Annotated in this window: 16 protein-coding genes; 15 read left to right on the top strand and 1 reads right to left on the bottom strand. The window is 41.2% G+C overall.

Translation table 11 applies throughout. The annotated features are described in order from the left end of the window. Positions 1-87 precede the first annotated feature (87 nt). From tpiA to F0919_RS02390, 7 genes are all read left to right on the top strand, one after another. Complete coding sequence (gene tpiA, locus F0919_RS02360) at positions 88-852, top strand: triose-phosphate isomerase (RefSeq protein WP_150031108.1); 765 nt, start codon at positions 88-90, stop codon at positions 850-852. An 83-nt stretch (positions 853-935) separates the two neighbouring features. Next, a complete protein-coding gene (locus F0919_RS02365) occupies positions 936-1,343 on the top strand; it encodes a DUF3127 domain-containing protein (RefSeq protein ID WP_150031109.1) in 408 nt (135 codons plus the stop codon). Between the two features lie 91 nt (positions 1,344-1,434). Then, on the top strand, positions 1,435-3,123 hold the full coding sequence (locus F0919_RS02370; protein WP_150031110.1) for a DUF4836 family protein: 1,689 nt from the start codon (positions 1,435-1,437) through the stop codon (positions 3,121-3,123). Between the two features lie 241 nt (positions 3,124-3,364). Beyond that, positions 3,365-4,603 (top strand): signal peptidase I, encoded by a 1,239-nt coding sequence (lepB, locus tag F0919_RS02375; protein WP_150031111.1) that lies wholly within the window; start codon positions 3,365-3,367, stop codon positions 4,601-4,603. An 87-nt stretch (positions 4,604-4,690) separates the two neighbouring features. Then, positions 4,691-5,494, top strand: a complete 804-nt coding sequence (locus F0919_RS02380; RefSeq protein ID WP_150031112.1) for an alpha/beta fold hydrolase — start codon at positions 4,691-4,693, stop codon at positions 5,492-5,494. A gap of 4 nt (positions 5,495-5,498) precedes the next feature. Further along, entirely contained in the window at positions 5,499-6,002 is a 504-nt protein-coding gene (locus tag F0919_RS02385) for a shikimate kinase (protein ID WP_150031113.1), read from the top strand. 11 nt (positions 6,003-6,013) lie between these two features. Beyond that, positions 6,014-6,427: a DUF423 domain-containing protein gene (locus tag F0919_RS02390; RefSeq protein WP_150031114.1), complete on the top strand. Its 414-nt coding sequence runs from the start codon at positions 6,014-6,016 to the stop codon at positions 6,425-6,427. Between the two features lie 855 nt (positions 6,428-7,282). Here F0919_RS02390 and F0919_RS02395 read toward each other — a convergent pair. Beyond that, positions 7,283-7,792: a hypothetical protein gene (locus F0919_RS02395; protein ID WP_150031115.1), complete on the bottom strand. Its 510-nt coding sequence runs from the start codon at positions 7,790-7,792 to the stop codon at positions 7,283-7,285. 430 nt (positions 7,793-8,222) lie between these two features. Between F0919_RS02395 and F0919_RS02400 the strand changes: the two genes are divergently transcribed. The 8 genes from F0919_RS02400 to F0919_RS02435 all read left to right on the top strand — a co-directional run bounded on the left by F0919_RS02400 (position 8,223) and on the right by F0919_RS02435 (position 22,280). Further along, complete coding sequence (locus F0919_RS02400) at positions 8,223-9,821, top strand: hypothetical protein (RefSeq protein ID WP_150031116.1); 1,599 nt, start codon at positions 8,223-8,225, stop codon at positions 9,819-9,821. 47 nt (positions 9,822-9,868) lie between these two features. Further along, on the top strand, positions 9,869-13,381 hold the full coding sequence (locus F0919_RS02405) for an RHS repeat domain-containing protein (protein ID WP_150031117.1): 3,513 nt from the start codon (positions 9,869-9,871) through the stop codon (positions 13,379-13,381). Positions 13,382-13,437: 56 nt separating this feature from the next. Continuing rightward, positions 13,438-17,910 carry a DUF6443 domain-containing protein gene (locus F0919_RS02410; RefSeq protein WP_216629356.1) on the top strand — a complete coding sequence of 1,491 codons (4,473 nt, stop codon included), beginning with the start codon at positions 13,438-13,440 and terminating at the stop codon, positions 17,908-17,910. A 2-nt stretch (positions 17,911-17,912) separates the two neighbouring features. Further along, positions 17,913-18,536 carry a hypothetical protein gene (locus tag F0919_RS02415; protein ID WP_150031118.1) on the top strand — a complete coding sequence of 208 codons (624 nt, stop codon included), beginning with the start codon at positions 17,913-17,915 and terminating at the stop codon, positions 18,534-18,536. Positions 18,537-18,896: 360 nt separating this feature from the next. Next, on the top strand, positions 18,897-19,394 hold the full coding sequence (locus tag F0919_RS02420; RefSeq protein ID WP_150031119.1) for a hypothetical protein: 498 nt from the start codon (positions 18,897-18,899) through the stop codon (positions 19,392-19,394). A gap of 237 nt (positions 19,395-19,631) precedes the next feature. Beyond that, entirely contained in the window at positions 19,632-20,510 is an 879-nt protein-coding gene (locus F0919_RS02425) for an RHS repeat-associated core domain-containing protein (protein WP_150031120.1), read from the top strand. After that, positions 20,510-21,223: a hypothetical protein gene (locus tag F0919_RS02430; RefSeq protein WP_150031121.1), complete on the top strand. Its 714-nt coding sequence runs from the start codon at positions 20,510-20,512 to the stop codon at positions 21,221-21,223. Before F0919_RS02425 ends, F0919_RS02430 begins: the two co-directional genes overlap by 1 nt. 427 nt (positions 21,224-21,650) lie before the next feature. After that, a complete protein-coding gene (locus F0919_RS02435; protein ID WP_150031122.1) occupies positions 21,651-22,280 on the top strand; it encodes a hypothetical protein in 630 nt (209 codons plus the stop codon). Positions 22,281-22,373: the final 93 nt, after the last annotated feature.

Raw genomic sequence — 22,373 nt, forward strand, 5'->3', positions numbered from 1 at the left:
GTTGGTTTCAATTGAAACTACCAAAACCAATTAAATCCCTGCCACCTTAAAAACAACTCAACAATAAAACAATTCAATAATAAAAATATGTCAAGAACAAAAATAGTAGCCGGCAACTGGAAAATGAACCAAAACCTTTTCGAAGGAAAACAATTGGTAACTGATATACTTAAAAGAAGCTCCAATCTTTCTGAAAATGTAAAAGTGGTAATTGCACCTCCTTTTACGCAGTTGGAATTAGCAGCTTCTCAAATCAAGGATACAGAGGGTTTTTACCTTGCTGCGCAAAACTGCCATCAGGAAAAAGCAGGCGCTTACACCGGCGAAGTTTCCGCATATATGCTTAAAAGCGTTGGCGTTGACTATGTAATACTTGGCCATAGTGAACGCCGCCAGTATTTTGGAGAGGATGAAACTTTGCTGGCTAAAAAAGTGAATGCTGTTCTGGATGCCGAAATGAAAGTAATTTTCTGCGTAGGCGAACCTTTGGAAATCCGTGATGCAAACACACAAAATGAATTGGTAAAAAAACAAATCCTTGGCGGTTTGTTCCATCTGGATGCAACGCAGTTTGAAAAAATTGTCATTGCTTACGAACCTGTATGGGCAATAGGCACAGGCCGTACTGCCACTGCAGAACAGGCTCAGGACATGCATGCTTTTATACGTTCCGTAATTGAAGAAAAATATGGCAATGATATGGCGGCAAACACCACCATCCTTTATGGCGGCAGCTGCAACCCGGCAAATGCCGCTACCCTATTCGCATGTCCTGATGTGGACGGCGGGCTAATTGGCGGCGCTTCGCTTAAAGCCGACGATTTTGATGCTATTATCAAAGCTGCATTTTAATGTTGAAAACTTAGGCCTCCGCACTAAAAATCCTAAGTAAAAAAATCCTAACTTCGTTTTCAAATTTTATAAATAGAGATAATATGAGTTTAGAAGTAACCGGCAGATTGCACACGAAATTTGCTACGCAACAGATTAAAGATACTTTTTCAAAAAGAGAGTTCGTATTGGAATTGACTGACGAGAGCCCTACAGGTATGGTTTTCACAAATTATGCATCTTTTCAGCTTGTAAACCAGAGTTGTTCCATCATTGACCAGTTTCAGGAAGGAGAATTATTAAAAGTAAGTTTCAATATCAGAGGTAATAAATGGGAACGCGACGGACAAGTAAAATATATTACTAATTTAAATGCATGGCGCGTTGAAAGAGCAGCAGCACCGGTAGCTGCGGGAACACCTCAGCCGCAACCACAACAACAATACGCTCCGCAGCCACAACAATTCCAACCACAGCAAAACAATAATACAGCCGACGACTTACCGTTTTAATAGCTGAATTATATATTTTACTAAAATAAGCCTTGTCATTTATTGCTATATGACAAGGCTTATTTACTTTTGCATTAAATTTTAATATTCCATGCGCAAAATGCTTCGCTTTGTCCCCATTATTCTTTGCTTTTCTATTTTTTTAAGTAGTTGCAGTTCCACTGATTCAAATACAAAATACATCTCCAAAGATGCTATCGGTGTTTTAAGTATCAACACCACCCAATTGGCAAAAAAAGTTGCCATTAACGCTATTTCCGGCAGCCCTATTTTTCAGGATATGCTAAAAAAAGCAGGTTCAGACACTACTGCGCTTGATATTGAAAAAACAGGTATCGACCCCTTGAACGTATTCTATATATACGGTCTGGCCGATAAGAGATTATCGGGCAAATCAAAATTCATGATGATCATTCCGCTTAAAAATGCAACAAATTTCAAAGCGTTCATCAAAGAAAAATTCCCCGAAGCGGTATTTTCCCAAAAAGGCAAACTGAACTTTGTTAAGTTCAATACCAATATCTGCATGGGCTGGGATGAAAAAACAGCTATTGCATCTGCCGCAACACCTAACTACGACGAGTGGAATTCTTTGCCTTCAGCCGCGCCTGTAGATATGGTAACGATAATGACAGAAGATATTGAAAAAACTTTCTCACTGGATAAAGAACAATCGCTGGCAAACAATCCAAAATTTGCTACGCTTCAAAAAGAAAACCATGACATCAGTTTCTGGTTGAATTACGAAGGCTTTATCAATGGCATGCCGCAGGAACAAGTTGGTACCGCCGGTATGATTTTAGCCTCCCAAAAGAACCTGCTAAAAGATATTTACGTTGCAGGCGGACTTGATTTTGAGAAAGGAAAGATTGTAAGTGACGCTACTTATTATTTCAACCCGGCTATTAAAGGCATTTCTGAAGCGCTGGAGCCAAAATCCATCAACAATGATTTATTGAAACGCGTTCCCGGCCAACAGATGAACCTGATGATGAGCTATCATTTCAATCCGAAAGGCCTTATTAAGGTTTTGGAAACCATGAATGTTTTACCGCTGGCAGTTTCCGGCCTGAAAGAATACGGCCTGACGCTGGATGATGTTACCAAAGCATTTACGGGAGATTTCCTTTTGGCTGTAACCGATTTTTCTGTTGCATCTGAAAGCAAATCTTATACCATGAATGGCGTTTCTATCAATCAGACAGCCCCTGTACCATCTTTCAAAGCATCTTTATCCTTTAAAATAAATGATAAACCATCTTTTGACAAAATCATGCAGCTGGTAGTGAACAATGAATTGATGAGCAATCCGACACCGGGCGTTTACACATTAAGCTCTTTTGCTACATTGGTTACCAATGGCGAATATGCCGCCGTTTCCAACGATGCGGCTGTTGCCTCTGCTTTTATGCAGCCGGGTAATTCCAAATTTGACGTACCTTCCGATGTAAAGAACCAGCCTTATGGTTTCTATGCCGATATTAAAAACTCCGTAAAATCTATTCCTCTGGATTTGATTTACGGTAAAGAAGACACTGCCGTTTTCCATGACGGAAGATTGTTATTGGAATCTATAAATGCTTACGGAGGCAAACTTGAAGGCGACCATACTAAATTCCATTTTGAAATATTGTTTCAGGATAAAGGAGAAAACAGCCTGATGCAGCTGATTAAATTCTCTCAAAAAATTGCGGAAGCAGAAATGAAGCAGCCCGATTCCATTGATGAAGTCATTCCTCAGGATGAAAGCGAAGAAGCTGACTCGGCTCTGGCCATTTAAGCGACACCAAATGTGAACCACCCTGCAGTCCTTCGATTGCAGGGTTTTTCATTTAGAGCCCTTAGCCTGATATAGCATTGTCATTTTGCATTTTCCGATTAAGCATTGGTTAATTCGCCTAAGTTTTGCCGAAAGGGCAAAATAGCAACCTGCTTGTAATCATAATTTACTATTTTTGGCCTTATTCCTTTCCTTTGAAAGGGACATCTAAAGCATAACAATATAAATCTCAACAGCCATCATGCGTTTAGCTATCTGGAAAAAGAAAAAGCAAGACCCTAATAAAAAAAAGAAACCTGTTTGGAGAGAATGGCTTGATGCCGGCCTTTTTGCCATCATTGCTGCAACTATCATCCGTACATTTTTAATAGAAGCTTATACCATTCCCTCCGGCTCGATGGAGGGTACCATGCTTATCAACGATTACCTGTTTGTAAGCAAAGTGTCCTACGGCCCGCGCCTTCCCATGACACCAATTGCGATTCCATTGGTACATAATACGATGCCTGTTTTCGGTGGTAAATCCTATACGGATGCCGTTCAATGGGGCTATCACCGTTTGCCCGGCTTTGGTAACGTAGAGCGCAATGATGTGGTAGTATTCAATTTCCCTAATAATGATACGGCCATGCTTATTGATCCTGCTGCCGATTATTATGCTGCAGTCCGTTCCGCCGGCCGTGAAGCTGTATGGAACCAGACGGAAATCATTACACGTCCGGTTGACAAAAAGGAAAACTATATCAAACGTTGCGTAGGTATTTCCGGAGATATTATAGAAGTAAGGGACGGTGTGGTTTTTGTGAATGGAAAACAAGGCCAGTTGTTCCCGCATCAACGCATGGATTACAGAATCATGGCACAGCCTAACTTCGGTATTTCTGAAGATTTTGCGGAAGAAAACCATATTTTACTGAAGGGCGGCAATGCCAATACAGGCTTTGTGGTGGAAATGGAAAACGAAACGGTTCCTCTGGTAAAGAAATTACAAGGCGTTATAAATGTATCCCATTTTGTGGAAGCCAAAGGCGCTATTGACGGACCTACGGGAATGGCCGTATATCCTAACAATGTGAATTTCTTCAAATGGAATGAAGATAACTACGGGCCGATAATGATTCCTAAAAAAGGCATGACTATTAACCTTACACCCGAAAATATTGCATTGTACAAACGCGATATACAGGTGTATGAAAAGAATAAATTTGAAGAAAGGGACGGCAAGGTATTTATCAATGATGCCCCTGCTACGCAATATACTTTCAAGATGAATTATTTCTGGCTTATGGGAGATAACCGGCATAATTCCGCCGATTCACGTTTCTGGGGTTTTGTTCCTGAAGATCATGTGGTGGGTAAAGCATCTTTTGTATGGCTGAGTTATGGCAACAGTTCCGACGAAGGACAAACAGATGCTTATGCTAAAAAGGGTATCAGATGGGGTCGTCTGATGCGGGGCGTAGGTTCTCTGGAAGAATAACATTCCCTCCTTGCTCCTGTTTAAAAAAAAAAATAAATCTGAACGCAGTATTTCCATAAGAAATCCTGCGTTCTTAATTTTGCCTCCATGCAGATACAACCGGGCTTTATTAATTACGAAGACAGCAGGATTCATATACTTAAAATGGGCAGCGGCCCTAAGCTGCTCATCGCCATTCATGGCTTCGGTAATGATGCAGGTATCTTCAGGTCTGTTGCAGAAGCTTTTCAGGAAGCATATACTATGGTTTCCATTGATCTGCCGGGACATGGAAAGACGGTCTGGAACAAGACTTATTTTGAGAAACAGGATTTGATGGCAATCATTCAGGGAATTAAAATGGAATTCGGTGTGGATATGTTTACATTAATGGGATTCAGCCTGGGCGGGCGGGCATGTTTAAGCATTGTAGAATTGCAGCCCAACTGGATTGACAAGTTAATTCTGTTAGCTCCGGACGGGCTGAAAAAGAACTTCTGGTATAATGCTGCTACAAGGAATGTTTTCGGGAAGATTATTTTCAAAAAGATGATGCAGGATCCGGATGCATGGCTCCATTATGTTGATAAACTAAAGCAATGGAATATTATTGATGCTTCCCGCTTTAAATTTGCAAAGGCGCATCTTACTAATGAAGATATAAGGCATCAGTTATCTTATGTATGGCCGGTTACCAGCAAGCTGATTGTAAGCACTATATTGGCGAAGTGGCATATACGCAAGTACAAAATCGAAACGCATTTATACATGGGCAACCATGACAGGATATTTCCGCCGAGGCAGGGGCAACAGTTTGTCAAGGGACTGAAAACAGCCAGCCTGCATGTTTTGGATCAGGGACATAATCTTATAAATGAAAGATTGATTCAGGAATTAAAAACCGTACTTTAAAAAGATGCGCATTTTCTTCATAGGCATGCCGGGCAGCGGAAAATCGTACTGGAGCAAAGCATTATCAGCTCAGCTGGGGTATGCGCGTCTGGATCTGGATCATTATATTGAAACAAAGGAAGGGAAAAGCATACCGGAAATGTTTGCCATAAGTGAATCCTATTTCAGGAATGCGGAAAGCGCTGTCCTGAAATCCATACCCAATGATTTCCGGGAGAATATTATTGTGGCAACCGGCGGTGGTGCTCCTTTCTATTATGATAATATGGAATGGATGCAGGAGAACGGTATGGTAGTCTATCTGAAAGCAAGTGTGGACTATCTTTTTAGCAGACTGAAGCATGCCTATACGGAACGGCCTTTGCTGAAAAGCGGCACGGAGAAGGAATTATACGAAAAGACATCAGCCTTGTTCGAACAAAGAAAAGAAATATACTTACAGGCACCTTATATTATTGATGTGGAAACGGCTACACTTGATACCTTTGCAAAAACGCTGAAATTATAATTCGTCAGACAATGAATAAGACTCTTTACAAACCTGCTCTCAATGCGGCTATTATCTTCGCTGCTTTATGTGTTATTATCGGCGCCATGGGCGCACATGCGCTGAAAGGCGTGTTGTCAGAGGAGCTGCTGGGTACTTATGAAACAGCTGTTAAGTATCAGTTTTATCACAGCCTTGCGCTTGCGTTTACAGGTATGGTTTATTATGCTTTCCCTTCTGTCTGGGTACGCAGGGCTACCTGGGCATTTGTGATCGGTATCCTTCTTTTTTCGGGTTCTATTTATTTACTGGTTTATCTGAAACAAACTGCCACGCTTGGGTTGGGTAAATTAGGCATCCTTACGCCGATAGGCGGCCTGTTTTTAATTGCAGGCTGGATATTGCTGCTAATCGGCATCAATAAAAGGCATGTTACTTCAAAGTAACGTAGTTAGCGATGGGTTGTACCCATCGCTGTTTTGTTTCGCCCTTTCAGGGCTTTCATTTCAGTAATCATGCATAAATAAGTTTTTTCACGTGTCCCACACCTTTGAGGTGTGGGACACGTGAAAAGAGCCATGTATGATTCCATAGTAAAACTAATCATTCAGGAATATCACTTTATTTTTCTGAAACATCACCTTACAATTTCTTAGGTACAACCTTGCTTTTTCTTAGGTTCACCTAACCTTTTCTAAAATACCACCTTACCTGTCAAAAAGGGACTACCTCGTGTTTTATCAGGTATTACCTCCAAATTTTATAGGTACCTCCTGGTCTCCTTTAAAGGTACCACCTCGTTTTTTCTTAGGTTATACCTCGCTTTTTCTTAGGTATCTCCTAATCCTTCCGGTAGGCGCTACCTCCTGTTTTGTCAGGTATCACCTTATCTTTTCAATAGGTACCACCTCGTTGTCTGGTAGGCAATACCTCGTTATTTCACAGGAGGTAGCTTAAAAAACCTTAGGTGGGCGTTTTTAAATAACTGATTACCCCTGTTCAGGAAACAAGACTGTTGATTTTATCGCGGAGGGATAGCATATCGGTAGCCTTTTATTATCTGATAGAGCATTGTCCCGTAGGGACAATATTGCAATGTTCATCACATTTTATGTTTGGAGTAATTTGACTCTTACAAGGTCAGGAATGGATTGCTGATATACTCTACCAATATTGTATCCCTACGGGACAGGCTGAACGATATAATAAATGTTTCCTGAATGGGGATTGTCAAATCAAAATATATAAACAACAAAAAGCCGGCAAAGCCGGCTTTCATCATTCTATTTATGTTATTATTTTTACTGTGAGGTCTCACCCGGGTTGTTACCGGCTTCACTCTCCTTATCCTCATCTTCTATTATTTTCCCAAAACGCGCATTATAATCATCCAGTTCTTTCATAGCCTCGTCAAGGTCGCCGTCATACTTCCGCGCGTTACGCAGGCTGTTGCTGAATTTGTCCACAAAGGTCATCACATCATTACCCAAAGCTTTGTCGGTATCATCCAGTAATTCACACAGGTTTTTAGCAGCCAGTTTACAGGCCTTCAGTTTACGTAAGTATACCAGACGTTGGTTCAGGTCAGCAGCCTGATCGTCTTTTGCAAGCTTATTGTCGTACTGCGTTGACAGCTTAGCAACTATTTCCACCAGTCCAAGGCGGGAAGTACCTACCACACGTAATCCATTACGTGATTCATTACTGAGTGATACCTTAAAAGGCGTTAAGATTGTAGCAAGCCCGGTAAGCTCTGCCGTTGTTTTTTCAAGCTCATTGTTCTGAGCAAAAGAATGCACTAAGAAATTCATTTCAATTAGAATTTAAAGGTTATAAAATCATGTATAGGATGTTATATGCAATAACCGTGCCAGAATTTATGGAGAAGAAAAGAATAAGGGTTAACCCTTAGATCATTAACTCATCAGGTGTACCATACCTGATGTTTAAAATCATATAATCTCAAAATGACTTTTGTTTTTCAAAATATTTGCCTTTCTTTGTTAAAGAAATTTAAAAATAATTTGCCAGAGAGATATATGTTATTATCTTCGCAAGCGATAATATATAACCTTGATGTTTATTTTATCCACCTCCAACAGAATGAATGCCTATCACTTTCCTTCTCCGGGGTTTCTGAACCAATATTCCAAGGCTGTTTTGAGTATCAGGAGCTAACCATACCTGATAAAAAATAATTGTTTAACGGGCTGATGAAGCCCATTAAGATGCTATCGGTATATGAGTATAGTATGTAGAAACAGTTTCATTTTTATTTTCCTTCTGTTACTGACAGGAACGGGTATGTATGCGCAGGAACCCTCTCCTGCCTCCGTTTCTGAAACAACGGAAAACATTGAAAACGCCAACTCTTATCTGGACAGCAAAACAGCTTCGCTTGACAAATACCTGAGCAGGTCTGAAAAAATACAGCAACGACTGCTGAAACGCCTGCAAAGAAAGGAACAGAAGATGCTGAAGAAGCTGGCCGCTAAAGATTCGGCTCTGTATTACCAGTACCTGCAGCAACAGGGGCTCAGCTACGATTCGATTGCAGCTTTATCAAACGATACGGCTTACCGCAACAAATTTGCTTTACAAAAGAACAGTACGATTGACAGCCTGAGGGGGGTGCAAAATTTCATTCAAAAACAGGAAGACAAGTTAAATGCCGCTTCGGGCATTGCAGGCAAGGCGGGCATCGCCTCCCCTGCCGTTTCGACAAACTCAACGACCGGTAATTTATCGGGCTTACAGCAAAACCTGAATGTACAGCAAAATATAGACGGCCTGATACAGCAAAAAACGCAATCGCTCAAAAGCTTTGCTGCGCAGCATACGGACATCAAAGGGCTGGAAGGCATACAGAAGGATGTGTATTATGCCCGCGAAAAAATAAAGAACTGGCGGGAACTGGCAGAGGAGCCGGATGATGCGGAAGCAAAGGCATTGGAATACCTGCAGGGCACGGAAGGTTTTGACAAGTTCCTGAAACAGGACAACAATGCTTTTGGCGGCCTGGGGAGTAATGCCACGGCGGCGGATCTGCAACGCATGGGCTACCAGACAAAGGCTTCGGTAAATGCGATGCTGCAAAAATCGCTTGGCAATAACATGAGCGCTGTGCAGCAGCAAATGAGCCAGCAGGTACAGCAGTACAGCGAAAAGCTGAACGGTATTACCGATAAGGTAAATGATGTAAAAGGCAGCATCCATGAAGCGAAACAGGGCCTGCAAAGCGCAAAGGATGCAAAAAAAGACCTTAGCCAAAACCTCAAAGGAGAGGACTTTAAAGTAAACCCTGAAAAGGGCAAGCCGTTTTGGCAAAGGCTGGAATGGCAATATAATTTCCAGACGGCAAGGGCATCTGTTGATAACGGGAAACCTGCCACGATGGACCTGGGGGTAAACGTGGGCTATAAGCAGAACGAAAGGCTGAGCTTCGGCATAGGGCTGGGCAGCAGCATCGGCCTGGGGCAGAACTGGCAGCATATAAAACTCAGTTACGAAGGCATCAGCGCAAGGGCGTATGCCGACTGGAAATGGATATACGGCTTCAGCTTCCAGGCGGGTTATGAAAGAAGCTTTATACCTGCGGGCCGCGCTTACTTACCGGAAAACGAAACATCGGGCAACCCTGCAAATCCCCCGGCAGCAAATACGGACAATGTACTGAAAAATGCCTTTGGCGGGCAGCAGCAGACTGCCTACCTGGGTATCATGAAGCGTTACAAAATCAACAGCAACTGGAACGGCACTTTCCTTGCGGGCTATAACTTTTTGTGGCAGCAGGAAGGCCAGCGAAGCCCCTGGCTGCTGCGGTTCGGATGGGGGAAGTAATTTTAAAAAAAGAAGAAGAAAACTGACAATTCAAAACATAATTGATTATGCGTAAGAAAATAATACCTATTCTAATTGCTTCGGGGCTGGCGTTTCATGCATCGGGCCAGGGCCAGGAGCCATCAAGCGGATACCTGAAGATGATGAACAGCTATGTACCGGGCTCACCGGAGGCGGCACAGATCATCAAGTATCAGGATTTTCCGGTGAACCTTTTTACGGGAACACCTGATATATCCATACCGATATATAATGCTGCAGGCAAAGGGATTTCTTTTCCGGTATCGGTATCCTATCATGCGGGAGGCGGCATCAAGATAGATGATCAGGCGGGCAATACAGGCCTGGGCTGGAACTTGAATGCAGGCGGTGAAATAACAAGGGAGATAAGGGGCCTTCCTGATGAACGTGCAGGCAAAGGCCTTTTTGACAAACCCTACCCTGTTTCTTATTATATACAAACCCATGTGGCCAACGGGCTTCGGGACGAAGATGCTCAGTTCTGGGTAACCCAGGGCTTTGATCCCATAGACTGGGAGCCTGACGTTTATTATTTCAGTGCTGCAGGGCTTTCCGGCAAATTCATGTATGATGACGAAGCGGGGGTGTTTGTAAGCCTGAACCGAAAACAGCAATTAAAAATAAGCTATGACAGAACAGCACAAATCTGGCTGATTACCGGAGATGACGGCACCCGGTATTATTTTATCAATAAAGAATATTCTGAAAACCAGGTAGAGGCTATGGGCGTATCTGTGCAGCCTTTCGGCCCGGCGAGCATTACATCATGGAAGCTTTCAAAAATTATAAATGCGGATGCCACCGATTCCATTGTGCTGAATTATGTGCCCAACGCCTACTATTATTATACGGCAGGCACCAGTGCGGTGTATCATGCCGAATTCTTTACCACGCCTTTCAGGCCCAACCTGAACAGTTTTGTAAATAACCACATAACCGGTATTTCAAAACTGCAATCGGTAGTAAGTACCACAGACTCCATAAGCTTTGTGGATGCTACGGAAAACAGGCTTGATCTGTATCAGCAAAAGGCGGTTTCAAAAGTTATTATCTGCACCAGAGGAGGCGGGGCGCGCAATATCTTTAAGTTCAACTACAGCTATTATAACCGTCCGCAACTGGTGGGCGATATACCGCTGAATGCGGAAAGTGTCTGCAAGTACTCCTTAAAACTGGATAGCCTGACTGAATACGGCAATTCGGAAACAAATGCATTTCCGCTGACGCACCGTTTTACATATAATACGGATGTGGCGCTGCCTTGCCGTATGTCTTATAACAAAGACTTCTGGGGTTATACCAACAACAATACTTATGAAGCAACACTGGCACCTTCAGAGACAATTATATATCCGACCTATTCCCAATATTATGAAGGCGCGGACCGCAAGCCGGATGCTGCACTGATGCAGGCAGGCATCCTTAAGGGCATACAGTTGCCTACCGGCGGAAATATTGCTTTCGAGTATGAACCGAACGATATCAGTTATCCGACGGAACAGGCGGGAGGTGTTTCCTTTGCCAATGTGATGCATCTTTTACAGGAATTCAAGTCGGGCGGCCAATATTTCAACAGCACCTATACTAAAAGTTTTGTGGTGGACGAAGAAGCCAACCAGGCCTTAAATGAAGGCATGGAAGGTGTTATTGCAAATATAAGCATTACGCCTGCCCAGCCCGGCAACCCTACTGCAGCCATCAATACTGCCAATCCATATTTTATTCTGGAAGGAACTTCATCGGATCCAAACACGCCCAATACGCATATCGAACTGCAATACGGCAACCGGAACAATGTATTTCTGCCGAATGGCAATTATACGATGACAGCTTACGTTTCGCCGCTTAATAACAGCAGTGTCTCACAGGATACGAGGGTCTTCAGCTTCAAAGTATCTTACAAGATACTGGATTCGACGGCACAGGCAGCCAGCTATATCGGCGGCGGCCTGAGGATAAAGTCGATTACAGCAAAAGACAAGTACCTGAATACAACCAGCAAGCGTAGTTTCAAATACCATAACCCTGTATCGGATTCTTCCTATGGCGTTATGCTTTCGCCTATGCTGAATTCCTATATTGAGCTTTTAAACGACTTAGGTCAGGGCGCTTATTATGTAAGGATGGGCAAGACGGTAATGGCTAACAGCGCACTTGCCGCAAGCAGTGTGGTATATCCGAAAGTCATTGAAGATGTGGAGGAAGGGGACAAAGTTTACAGGACGGAGCATATTTATTCTTATGCCATTCCCGGATATGATAACAATAACTGGCCTTTTGTCCCTCCTTTTGAGAATGAAGCTGCCAGCGGTAATGTAATCGGCACCAATATTTACCAATGGAAGCCTACGGGGTTCCAGCTTGCAAAACATTCCTCGGCAGTGTATGATTATGATCCCACTCCACAGGACACAGCCAATAGCTCTTTTATTAAGGCTATTATGGGACTGAGGTCTACATTCGACAGCTATACCCAGACAACAGGCGGTGCCCCGGGCGGCGGCCCTTCCAACTCGATATTTGTACCATTTGGCATTAAAGTATATTCTACGCTTTATAACAGAGCTTACCTTTCTTCCGACTCTACCGTAACTTACGACCTGAGCAGCATTGGCAAGAGTATTACCCAATGGCATGACTATGCCTATGGCGACCATAATCAGCAGCCTATCGTAATAAGGACAGGCAACAGCGACGGCTCTTTAAGCATTCAGAAGAACTGGTATGCGATGGATCAGCCGGAAGCAAATACTAATATCAATGCAGGGTTTGCGGCACAACTGGCAGATTCCAACAGAGTGAGCCTGCCCCTGGGTACCAGACAATACAAAGACGGCCAATTACTGAGCCAACAATATACGTATGCCCATTTTGACGGCAGCAAACTTTTGGTTGACAGCCTGCGCCAGGCACTGTTTGGCAACAGCCTTGAGACGGAAATAAAGGTACTGGCTTATGATGCCAAAGCCAACCCGCTTACTATAGCAATGAGGGGCGGCAAATACCGCAAGTATATATGGAATAGCCAAAAGAACCTGCCTCTTGCTACGGCCGTAATGCCTACCGACGGTTTCTTTTATTTCAGCTCTTTTGAATACGGCGACGGAACGGCAGGCAGCGCCTTTTCGGGCAGCAATGCCCGCCAGCTTCCTTTCAGCCTGATTACGGCTGCTTTCGGACCGACAGATGTATATGTATGGGCTACGGGCAGCGCCTTTAGCGTTAATGGCATAACGCCCGTTAATACGGGTAAAACAAAAGGGAGCTGGACGCTTTATAAGGCGCAGCTTTCCGGCGGCACAAACATCAATATTGCATCGGGCGCTTCCATACGGATAGACCAGCTTGTTGCCTTGCCCGCAGGCAGCCAGTTTCAGGGCAATGTTTATGACAGCGATAACAGGGTAACAGCGGTAGTGAATGACCAGATGGTGACGGGCTTTTTTGAGTATGATAATTCCGGCAGGCTGAAGGCGGTAAGAGACGAACAGGGCAATATCCTTAAATCGAGCGATTACCAATATCAGGGACCTCAATAAGGGAAGCACTGCTTTTGCAAGCCCGCAACATCAAATAACCTAAAAACATTACGATAATGAAATATTTCGTTCCATATACCTACCGCATAGCAGGCTTATTCAGCTTTGCTTTCTTACTCGGGATACAGGCGCAGGCGCAGACTGTGGCGCCTACGTTAAACAAGCCTGACGGCAGTACTCTTCCCACGGGCGCCGTTACTTACCCGGGCATACATGACCTTAACAACAACAATGACCAGTATAATTATATACGGACTATTGTACCCGACCAGCCTGTACAGTCGCTGACGGGTTCTTTTTACCGCAGGCAAAGCACCGATTACTTTGACGGGTTGGGCAGGCCTTTACAAACCGTAGTGAAACGGGGCCATGCCAAGGGCAACGACCTTGTAAACGTGCATGTGTATGACAGCCTGGGCCGCGAGACCTACCAATACCTGCCTTATGCCGCACCGACAGCAGGTACGCTCGTGTTCGGCTATGTGCCGGGCAATATCAAACTGAAAGACAGCACGCAGATGCGGGGCTTCTATGAACAGGCAGGAGCTGACGAGCAGCCTTACAGCATGACCCAGTTTGATAATTCGCCGCTGAACCGGGTGGTAAAGCAGATGGCCCCAGGCAAAAGCTGGGTAGGCGGCAGCCGTGGCGTAACCTATGATTACAGGACGAACAGCGAAAAGCAGTACATGAGCGGGCTGCCGGAGGTCTATTACCGTGCCACGGGCAGCTTCCCGAGGTTTACCATCGGCAACAATATGGGCGACCTGCCACAATACGCGGGGAACTATGCAGAAGGGGAACTGTATATAACGGCAGTAACCGATGAAGACGGAAAGGTAACGGAAGAAATAAAGGACAAGCAGGGCAAAGTCATCATAAAACGCAGCCTTTATACCAAACAGACTGCATCGCCTTATCCTGCCAATGCACCTGCAACGACCTTTCCCAACAATTATACCTATACCATTTATGTGTATGACGACCTGGGCAGGCAAAGGGTGGTGATGCCGCCCGAAGCCTGCAAGCCTTCGATGGCCTACAGCGTCTCGGGCAATGTAAGGAACTTTACCTATACCTGGAGCGTTAGCGCAGCACAGCTGTCGGGGCTCTGCTACCAGTACCTTTATGACGGACGCAGCCGCCTGGTGGAAAAGAAGATACCTGGCAAGGCCGTGGAATACTATGTGTATGACAAAAGGGACCGGCAGGTATTTTATCAGGATGGTAATTTAAGGGGGCAACATTACTGGGCTTTTACCTTTTATGACGCATTGGACAGGCCTACAGCTACCGGAACTGCCGAATTTGACGCACCGAGGACACAAATGGTAGCTATCATAGAGCAGGATGGCAGCGTATTCCAGAATAATTCCATTTTTTACTATAGCTGCAACTATGGCCTTTTTCATGTTTATCCCCCATCCAACCTTCCTTATTGCAAATTATTGACCTATACTTATTATGATGACTATACACAGGGCGGTTTATCGGGTTACGCTTACGACAATACACAGTTTTCCGGCATTATACTGCCTGCCAACAATACGGTGGTGGCAGCACCTGACAATGCATCGCTTGTGACAAGGGGATTGCCAACGGGCAGCAAGGTGCGTATCATGGACCCGGCGGACCCGAACGGGGACAACTGGCTGGTATCGGTAAACTATTATGACGACAAGAACAGGCTGGTACAGACACAGAGCCAAAACCTGCAGGGCGGCCTTGACATCAGCAGCAATATCTACTTCTTCCAGGGCATGCTGTATAAGAACATACTGAGCCACCGGAACCCAAATGCAGTGGCTATACCTGCAGGCGGGGCCATAGACCTGATAACCGACTACAGGCTGGAAAATACCTTTGAGCGCAACCTCGGCACTGCCGGCGGCAATGACCAGGTATGGAAGCATACCCAGAAGATAAACAACGGCATCGATTACGAGCTTGCCTTTTACAGCTACGACCACCTGGGGCGCAACGTATTAAAAGAGTATTCGTCCGGGCGCAACTACCAGAATTACAATATCCGCGGTTTCCTGAATAGCCTGGCATTTGACAGCTATAACCTTGATACCGTTTTTACGGAGAACCTTTATTATGACAAAGGTTTTGCAAGCAAACTTTACAATGGCAATATTGCCGGCATTACCTGGTGCGGTGCAGACCGCAATCAATACCGCTCTTACGGTTACAGCTACGACAGTCTGAACCGGCTGAACCATGCGGAGTTCAACCAGTATGACGGCAGCGGCTGGAACAAAAGTGACGGCTATGACTATACGGCCTCCAATATTACCTATGACCTTAACGGCAATATCGGGTCGATGAACCAGATGGCGCCGAATCTTATAATTGGCAATCCAACCATACCGATGGATGTGTTGAGCTATAAATATGCCGCGAACAGTAACAGGCTTATCAATGTACGCGACAACGGCGATGATTACAATGAGCTGCCCGACTTCAAGGATGGCGCTAACCATAACAATGTAAACATAGAAGAGTACCATTACGATGACAACGGCAATTTAGTCGGAGATGACAATAAGAACCTTAATTCCATTACTTATAATTACCTGAACAAGCCCGAAGTGATTACCGTGGGTGGCAATACGATTACCTATGTGTATGATGCGGAAGGCAACAGGCTGCAAAAGAAAGTATTATCTGATAACGGCACTATTAATGAGACATGGGACTATATAGGCAGCTTTGTATATAAGAACAATGAATTGCAGTACGTACTCAACGAGGAAGGCAGGGCAAGGCCGGTGGCGGTTGCCGTTCAGGATGCCAATGGCAACCAGACAGGAGATTACCTGACTAAATTTGTTTATGATTATTTTGTAAAAGACCACCTGGGCAATGTAAGGAGTACTATTACCTCCAAACCGATTGATGCGGATTACCTTGCCAGGTACGAACTGGTATCAGCCAATGTGGAGGAGCTGGTATTTGACAATATAGCCAATGTGCGCGATATCAAGGAAGGCGGTACTACACCTGACGATAAGTACGCGGCAAGGCTGAACGGCGGAGAGGAAGACCACCGGGTGGGCACTGCCATTATATTGCAGACCCGGGCGGGTGACAAGTTCCGCATGAATGTAAGTGCCTTTTATGAGGGCGACTATACCCAGAGCGACGAATCGGGTACAAGTGCTTTGCTTGAGTCGCTGGCAGCTACTTTGATGGGCGGAACGACACCCGGAGGTGCTCCATTCAACGAATCCGGGAATGCGGCAATATTACAGTCAGCACTGGGTAATCCGGCCCTTGGCGACCAGCTCGCAACTTTAACAGCAAGCAACAACGATGTTGATGCACCGAAGGCACATTTAAACTATCTTTGGTTCAACGACAAGCTGGAACTGGACATGGCGCATAGCGGCAGCTTTCAGGTGGCCAAAAATGTAAACGGCATAAGCCAATGGGTGAATGTAGGCACAGGCGGCAGCAATATCGTTGACCTGAGCGGCCAGACCGGTATTTCCGATGGCGGGGTTACGATGCCGGGTAATGGATTTTTGCTGGTGTACATAGATAACCAGAGCATTGGCAAGGATGTATGGTTTGATAACCTGAATGTGGAGAACTATCAAAGCGAAGTGTTGGAAGAGGATCATTATTATCCTTTCGGGTTGACGCTGAATACGACATCGATGCAAAATGGAACTAATCCGCAGCCGTATAAGCTGACGACTAAGGAACTGGAATCTAATTTCAACTTGAATATGTATGATTTTGGAGCGAGAAACTTTGATATGACAATTGGAAGGTGGAACGGAATTGATCCTTTAGCTGAAATTTCAAGAAGGTGGAGTCCTTATAATTTTTGTAATGATAACCCTGTAAGATTTATGGATCCTGATGGGATGAAAGTTATTAATGGACATCAAGATGAGCTACAACAAGCAGATAATGCAATGAAAGCAGCAATGGATGATTTTAATAAGAAATACGACGGAGGTAAGACTAAGGATGATTTTAAAGGCGATAAAGATGGATGGAAACAATACAAAAAAGACGAAAAAGCTTTGAATAATGCGATAGATGCGGTGAATGATGCAAGAAAAGATTACGATAATACTCAAGAGTCGATAGACTATTATGCTGAAGTTGATCCACAAGGGTTTGCGACGATGGATAATCTTACTTATAAAGACTTTAACTCTATTGAACATAAAGTTGATGTTGTCGTAACTAAAGATAATACTAGTATGGAAACATATGGAGGAGGACTTACTACGGCCAGAATAAATCCAAATAATGGAACGATTAGCGGCGAAAGAATTAATGTAAATATAAATAAGAATCTATTACCTTATACGGATCAATTAGCTCATGAATTTGGTCATGTCAATGCAATTGCAAATGATCCTGTGGGGTACTCTCAAAATAGAGTGCGCAATTGCCAGGACCCCTTAAATAGAAATGCTCCATCTGTAAAACCAGCACAAGAATGGCAACAGCGATTTAATAATAAAAAATCAGAATATCAAAAACTTCATCCAACCGGAGGGTAATTATGAAAAAAATATTAATAATTTTATTCTTTATTTCGAGCATAAATTCATTAAATGCACAGAAAAACACAGACCCTGTTTCATTATTCAAAATGATGCTTTTCTTAGATAAAGACAATGTTGTATTTAGAGGAATGGATACAAATGTTGTAAAAAATGATTCTTTGTATGATGTGTTTCGAGACTATTATAATATATCTTTTGACACTTTAAAGCCAAATAATAACTTGGCTTTACGTGATTATTTTCAATTTTACAGACTAGATATTCGAAAATTGAAAGGGAATCGAAAATTACAAAATAACGAAGCACAATATATAGGCATTTTTACAGGTACTATGCAAGAATATATTTTAGCAATGAACTTAGAAACTGGAATTTGCTATAGATTGCAAGGCTTTAGAGGTAATGATTTTTTGATGTTTTTGACAGACTTCAAAGACATGTATAAAGAAAAGGAACAAAAGCCATTATCTAACTCAACATTCCTTAAAAAGTATAATGTGGACGGCTTGGATTTTGAATGCTTGTATAAAGGATTGAGAGCAAAAGATTATGACAGTGAAAAATATCCGTGCTTAAAAAGATGCAGCGATCCTTTCAAAGCCCATGCTCCAATTAGGTAGATAATGTTTCAAAATTGGTGTTACTTAAAAATGGTAATGTTTCAGAATTGGCGTTACTTAAAAATAGTATAATAAAATGCTTATTTTCAATAGAAACCAGTGATTTTATAAATAAAAGGCAGATATAATTATCTGCCTTTTATAATTTCAGGTAATTTTTATACCTGTAATGAAGATAAAAGTACCCTCATGTATGTGAGCTTGCCTGACGATTTATTTGTTGCAGAACATCCGTAAAAAAATAGTCTTATAATGGATTGTCCATTATAGTGGAATACTTCTTTTTGTGATTAATATTTTATACATTCGAGATGATCGAAAACATTCTCAACCCGTTTCTAATTTTACACCTCAAGAATAATGAAAAGAAAATTATGTTTTATAATAGGCCTTATTTTAACCTTTGTAATGTGTCGCGCGCAAACGATGTATCGTATAGAAGACAATACTATATTGGTAAAATACAAATTGGATTCTGTTAATACAGATAGCTTAAAAATAACAGCACAATTGACAAATAAAAGTTCAAATGCAATTTGGGTTAGTAAGACTGACCTTTTTGGTCCGCAAATTGAAAACAAGAGCCTATATCTCAATATTAGCTTTGATATAAATAGATATTCACCAATGGATTTAGTTCCTTTTGAATTGAAAAAACTTACTTCTCAAGATAGCATTGTATTTTCCAGAGTATTGCCATTAGAAAAATATGAAGATATATATATTGCAATCAGTTACCTTACTGATTATAGTTATAAAAAGGTATTACAAATAAAAAAGAAGCCGTCTAATATTAGTTTAAATGATTATTTTAGATTTATGAATTTCCTATCTACTAATATTAACCCTTCAGAGTAGCGGTAATGTTTTAGAATTGGCCTTACTTAAAAATGGTATCATAAAATGCTTATTTTCAATAGAAGACAAAGTGATTTTATAAATAAAAGGCAGATATAATTATCTGCCTTTTATAATTTCAGGTAATTTTTATAGCTGTAATGAAGATTAAAGTACCCTCATGTATGTGAGCTTGCCTGACAATTTATTTGTTGCAGAACATCCGTAAAAAAATAGTCTTATAATGGATTGTCCATTATGCAGAATGGAGCTAACCCGCAGCCTTATAAGCTGACGACTAAAGAACTGGAATCTAACTTTGGTTTGAATATTTATGATTTTGGGGCGAGGATGCAGGATATGCAGTTAGGGAGATGGTGGCAGATAGATCCGATGGCAGAAGACTTTTATAATATGAGCCAATATAGTTATTGCGGGAATAATCCTGCAAACCTTGTTGATCCGGACGGAATGAAATGGCTAAATACAAACGATGAAGAAATTGCCAAAAGACTTCAAGAAGGAATAAGCAAAAGGCTAACAACAGAAAACGCAAACTTAACCAAAGCAAATGCAAAAATTGCTGATATAAAAGCAGAAATTAAAAAGAGTGGAGGAAGTGATAAACTGAATAATAGTCTAAAAGCGGCAGAAGCTAACGTTGCATCAATCTCTTCAACTATTTCGGATTTAAACAGTTCATCAACTGAATTATCAGAGATGGGTAATGCAACAACAACTCAAGTGTTTACATTTGATAATTCATCGGATGCGGTGACATATACAGAGAAAAAATCGGATGGGGTAATTCATATGGGTAACAGTAGTGATGCAAATGCACTTCACGAAGCAGTACATGGATTCCAAATATTTAAAGGAACTATGGATAATAGTAATAGAATTGATAGGGAAGTTGTTCCATATCAACGCCAATATTCATTTGATCCAAATTCAATGACTTCCAGTAAAGTTCCGTCTGATTATGGTAGAGTTAGTTCAAGATCAGATATTACCCGTAATTGGGTATGGTTTATAAATGATTCCAAAGGTAATTACCCCTACTTTGATCCTGGTACTAAACAAAGTGCTATAAATGGGGTCTTGAAAGTTTTAAGAGAACAAGAAAAAGGGAAATAATGAAAAATTTAATTTTAATCGCAACGATTTTATTCTGTAGCTGCTCATCTTTGTTCATTCAAGGAAAGTATGCATCCAAAGAAAACAATAATTATTTTGATTTTAAGAAGGATTCTACTTTTACATATGAATATCGATTGTTTCATACTTATAGATATTCAAGTGGAACATGGAGTCTTTTAAAAAATAATAGAATTCTTTTAAAGAGTTCTTATTTAGATTCGATTGTTTTATTGGAGGTTAATGAAACAGAACAGGCAACAAAGAAGAAAACTAGTCTCAATATTGACTTTAATATTATTAATGGCTTAACTCCTCAAAATTATTACTGTCAAATGTATATCGATGATAAACCATATTTTAAGGATGATGTATTAATGGGAAAGAGATGCGATTCTTTAAAAAAGGTAGAAATAGCTGATAAAATTGACAGCCTTTATTTTGTTATTTATAGAGAACCTATTCATTTTGTAACTACTGCCACATCTTTTCCTATAAGTACAGGTAAATATTACCCTCAAAAAGGATATTCTGATATGAACATCAGAATATCCTTTAATGATTCTCTATTCTATTACAAAATCTTCAACAATGAACCTCTTTTAATTAGTAAGGGAAGGATAAAATTGTTTAATAGAGCAACCGGAAAATGGGAAGTTGTTAATAAAGTATCTGATTCTTTAAACATTATGGCAAATCCAAAGATCAGATAAGTTAGATAATGTCTCAGATTTGACGGGTAATGTTACAGAATTGGCGTTACTTAAAAATGGTATCATAAAATGCTTATTTTCATTAGAAACTAAAGTGATTTTATAAATAAAAGGCAGATATAATTATCTGCCTTTTATAATTTCAGGTAATTTTTATACCTGTAATGAAGATAAAAGTACCCTCATATATGTGAGCTTGCCGGACGATTTATTTGTTGCAGAACATCCGAAAAAAAATAGTATCATAATGGATTGTCCATTATAATGGAATACTTCATTTTATGATTAATATTTTATACATTCGAGATGATGAAAGTAATGCTGCTATTATTCTTGATAACAAAACGGTGGTTTAGAAATGAGCATTGAGATTATACTCTCGATGATACTGCAATAACGAATGTGTAGTAAATTTTAGACAATAAATATGACAAAAAATATACTTTTTAAAAGGAAATGGCACTATGTTTTTATAATAATGCAATTAGTTTTTGTGCAAATAACTTATTCACAAAATTCTACGAAAGTAAAATATGATTCTTATACAGAAATTGATTCAAGTCTATTGATGAATAAAGCTAAGCTACTGACTCTTTCAAAGTTCGGGGTAAATGATATAGATACAATAATCAAAGGGTTATTATCCCAAAAATCAAAAATTTATCATACAAGTTCAAAATTTTATGATGTGATAGAAATTATAAGTAATCAAGGATTTTCTATTGATATCAAGACAAAAAAAAGCATACAAACTCATTACTGCGGAGAAGATACAGAGGATAATTCAAGGTGTTCTTACGTTTTAATTTTTTCACATCACACCTATAGATTTTATAATTTAATTGGTTTCTCCTCAATTGAAATTGAAGCTTTAGAAAAGGAATTGAATTCATATTCGGAATCTATTTTTGATATAGTTTCTGTTCATTTAGCAAAGGAGCTATCAATAGATTTGAATTGCCTCTTGTCCAAATACTTAAAGGAAAAGAAACAATTTAAAAATCGGAAGTGTTTTAAAGAATGTGGAAGATGTATGGAATTAGGTGTGATTTATTGAGTTTTAGGAATATTTTGGGAATTGAAGTTAATTTATGGGTAATGTTTCAGATACTGTGCCCAAAAAAACTTCGTAGTTAGATTTTTAATTTCT

This window comes from Taibaiella lutea, assembly GCF_008629695.1.
Lineage (GTDB): Bacteria > Bacteroidota > Bacteroidia > Chitinophagales > Chitinophagaceae > Taibaiella > Taibaiella lutea.

What these genes read in the sequence shown, in the direction of transcription:
- F0919_RS02405 (WP_150031117.1), top strand. Translation starts at nt 9,869, where the DNA reads ATGCGTAAGAAAATAATACCTATTCTAATTGCTTCGGGGCTGGCGTTT.
- F0919_RS02435 (WP_150031122.1), top strand. Translation starts at nt 21,651, where the DNA reads ATGACAAAAAATATACTTTTTAAAAGGAAATGGCACTATGTTTTTATA.
- F0919_RS02370 (WP_150031110.1), top strand. Translation starts at nt 1,435, where the DNA reads ATGCGCAAAATGCTTCGCTTTGTCCCCATTATTCTTTGCTTTTCTATT.
- F0919_RS02410 (WP_216629356.1), top strand. Translation starts at nt 13,438, where the DNA reads ATGAAATATTTCGTTCCATATACCTACCGCATAGCAGGCTTATTCAGC.
- F0919_RS02365 (WP_150031109.1), top strand. Translation starts at nt 936, where the DNA reads ATGAGTTTAGAAGTAACCGGCAGATTGCACACGAAATTTGCTACGCAA.
- F0919_RS02385 (WP_150031113.1), top strand. Translation starts at nt 5,499, where the DNA reads ATGCGCATTTTCTTCATAGGCATGCCGGGCAGCGGAAAATCGTACTGG.
- F0919_RS02395 (WP_150031115.1), bottom strand. Translation starts at nt 7,792, where the DNA reads ATGAATTTCTTAGTGCATTCTTTTGCTCAGAACAATGAGCTTGAAAAA.
- F0919_RS02380 (WP_150031112.1), top strand. Translation starts at nt 4,691, where the DNA reads ATGCAGATACAACCGGGCTTTATTAATTACGAAGACAGCAGGATTCAT.
- F0919_RS02400 (WP_150031116.1), top strand. Translation starts at nt 8,223, where the DNA reads ATGAGTATAGTATGTAGAAACAGTTTCATTTTTATTTTCCTTCTGTTA.
- F0919_RS02390 (WP_150031114.1), top strand. Translation starts at nt 6,014, where the DNA reads ATGAATAAGACTCTTTACAAACCTGCTCTCAATGCGGCTATTATCTTC.
- F0919_RS02430 (WP_150031121.1), top strand. Translation starts at nt 20,510, where the DNA reads ATGAAAAATTTAATTTTAATCGCAACGATTTTATTCTGTAGCTGCTCA.
- F0919_RS02425 (WP_150031120.1), top strand. Translation starts at nt 19,632, where the DNA reads ATGCAGAATGGAGCTAACCCGCAGCCTTATAAGCTGACGACTAAAGAA.
- lepB (WP_150031111.1), top strand. Translation starts at nt 3,365, where the DNA reads ATGCGTTTAGCTATCTGGAAAAAGAAAAAGCAAGACCCTAATAAAAAA.
- tpiA (WP_150031108.1), top strand. Translation starts at nt 88, where the DNA reads ATGTCAAGAACAAAAATAGTAGCCGGCAACTGGAAAATGAACCAAAAC.
- F0919_RS02415 (WP_150031118.1), top strand. Translation starts at nt 17,913, where the DNA reads ATGAAAAAAATATTAATAATTTTATTCTTTATTTCGAGCATAAATTCA.
- F0919_RS02420 (WP_150031119.1), top strand. Translation starts at nt 18,897, where the DNA reads ATGAAAAGAAAATTATGTTTTATAATAGGCCTTATTTTAACCTTTGTA.